Raw genomic sequence first — 2,360 nt, 5'->3', positions numbered from 1 at the left:
GTACACGTAGCCTGTGTCGTGGCTGGCAATGTCGGCATTGGCTTTGCGGAGGACAGAGAATTGTGCGAGGTTAACCAGCTCCTGCGCTTCGGCCAAAGTGGCCTTGGCCTCGCCTGCTGACGCTTGCGCTTGGCGGATATACATGTCCGCCTGACGGTGCAGATTTATCGCTATGTTTAGGTTGGTGTAGGCGGCATTGAGTGAGTCTGTCGCCTGATACAGGGCGGACTGGGCATCATTATAGTTAACGATGGCTACGTTCAAGTGCCCACGGGCATCCAGCAGCAGCTTCTCTGCATTGGCTTGGTCAGTTTCAGCCTGAGCCAAAGAAGCGCGCGTAGCTGCTACTGCAGCCTCTGCTTCCTGCCGCTCGCCACGCGCAATATTTAGCGCCGCTTCTGCGTCAGTAATGTGGCTATCGAGTGTGAGAAGTGCTTGATTTGCTGCACGGATGTTGTCTTGGGCTGTATTGATATTTTTATTTGCTATAAGAATATTTTTTTGAGCGGAAGTAGACAAAGAGCTTGATTCCTCTATCATTTTATCCACATCTGGAATCAACAAAACCTCAAGCCAATTTTTCCTAGATAAAAGATAAAACCTATTATCTAAGCCTTCTTTTAAATCATTAAAAGCAGTAATAATCCGAGATGCAAGATCAATCCCATCCTGCGCAACGCTTCGCGCATTATTTCTTATCCTTGCCTCAGCAGTAAGATATACCTGATAAAGGCCTTTAGTCCCCCAAAAGGCATTATTAGGCCCGTGGGAATACCCTTCAGAATAATCAAGTCTTAAAAGTTTAAACTCTCCCTCAGTGTAAAAGCTCCCGTTACTTGTAGCACTAATAATCGTATCTAGACTTTTTTTCATAGACTCAAGTTTATGTACTGGACTATGAAAAGAATTGGGGTGCCTGTAGCCTGAAATTATTTCATTCCATTCATCACCTGATAAGAAACTCCCATTCTTCCTGTCTGAATAAAAATCTGGATTATGAGCTACCAGTTCACTTTTCAATTTTTGAGAGTAACTACTCACGTAATTTTCAGGATGTCCGTATAAAATTCGCAGGTAAGCACTAGCTAGCTCTTGCGCGGATGGCCCATGAAAATATGTATTTTTGACTCGGAAAGCTTCTTTATCTAGGCTTAAAATTTCTTTAGCCGATGCTGGTATTTTCCGTAAATTTGCACCAGCCATTATACCAAAGTAGGCCCCCCTAGATATCTCGATGTTACGATTGGCGTCAGGTAATAATACATGGTTTATTCCATGGAGCTCACTTTGAAGCTTTTCCCGATCAGACTTATGTTGACTAAGTATAATTTCTTGGTTAGTTAAAATACTGTTGATAGTATTACTCGATTCCACTTCAATCGCCTGAAAAGACGATATCTCACCAAGAATACTATTTCTTGCGTCCTGGTAACGCTCAAGCTTTTCTTGTTTTTGACTGATCGACGCGTTGTGTTTCGCTAATTCTTTGGCTTGTATGTCAAGCAACTCGCTGCGTGTGTTCACATCACCGTTGGCTACCTCAAGCTGGTTCGCTCTTGCTATATATTCCTCGCGCCTTTCTTGAATTTCCTCAAATTGCTCTGCTATGTTAGCTGAAAGAGATTGAACCTCTTGTTGAAGTTCCGCCACTCTCGACTGGTTCGTCGCGATGTCGTCTGCCGCTTGCTCCCGACTTGTTTTCGCGTCATCCAGACTGGTATAAGAGCTAGTCAGTTGCAGTTGCTCTGCCGCGGTATCTTCACCTAGCTGGGCAAGCAGCGCCGCTTGCACTTGCTCAAGCTGTGCATAGACTGCCTCCATCTCTGCCAAAGCATTGATGGCCAATGTGTTCTCAGGGTCACTGGCAAGCAAGCGCCGCTGCACTTCTATTTCTCCCGCTTTTTCCGACAACGTCAATGCCACACGACGCAATGCCAGCATCAAGGTGTTAGAAGACGCCGTGTCGCCGATGTCAGCGTCTAGACCGTCAGCCACCGTCGAAGAAGGATTGATAACAGGCGCTTGCCCTAATGCCGAAAACGCGTTGTTAGCCAGTTGCGTGGTGAAGTGTTGATAGCGTGTATTCACATCATCCAAGGTGGCCTGCGTTTGTGTTTTCGTGGCCTGTGTGTGAGAAACGGTGACTCTAGCAGCCAAGTCTGCGTTTAGTGCGTCAGTCAGCGCACTGAGTAATGCGACCCCGTGAAGATGATGTGTCTTTTCGGCGGACAGTGTTTCGAAAGTGTCACTGTCTTCTGTTACCCGCAAATCAATCGCATTGATTCGATCATTCAATGATGTGCTGGCAGTCTCGAGCAGGGCCAACGCCTGTCTGCCCTTCGTCTCGGACTGGCTTGCCT

1 protein-coding gene is annotated in these 2,360 nt (G+C 46.5%); it reads right to left on the bottom strand.

All coding sequences use genetic code 11. From position 1 onward, the window contains the following. A partial coding sequence (locus tag EQP46_RS23890; protein WP_161972893.1) for a hypothetical protein occupies nucleotides 1-2,325 on the bottom strand: 2,325 nt, incomplete at its 3' end. Nucleotides 2,326-2,360 lie beyond the last annotated feature (35 nt).

It is taken from the genome of Enterovibrio baiacu (genome assembly GCF_004120195.1).
GTDB lineage: Bacteria > Pseudomonadota > Gammaproteobacteria > Enterobacterales > Vibrionaceae > Enterovibrio > Enterovibrio baiacui.
The sequence above is the reverse complement of the archived record's forward strand: the minus strand, read 5'-3'. Positions and strand labels throughout refer to the sequence as shown.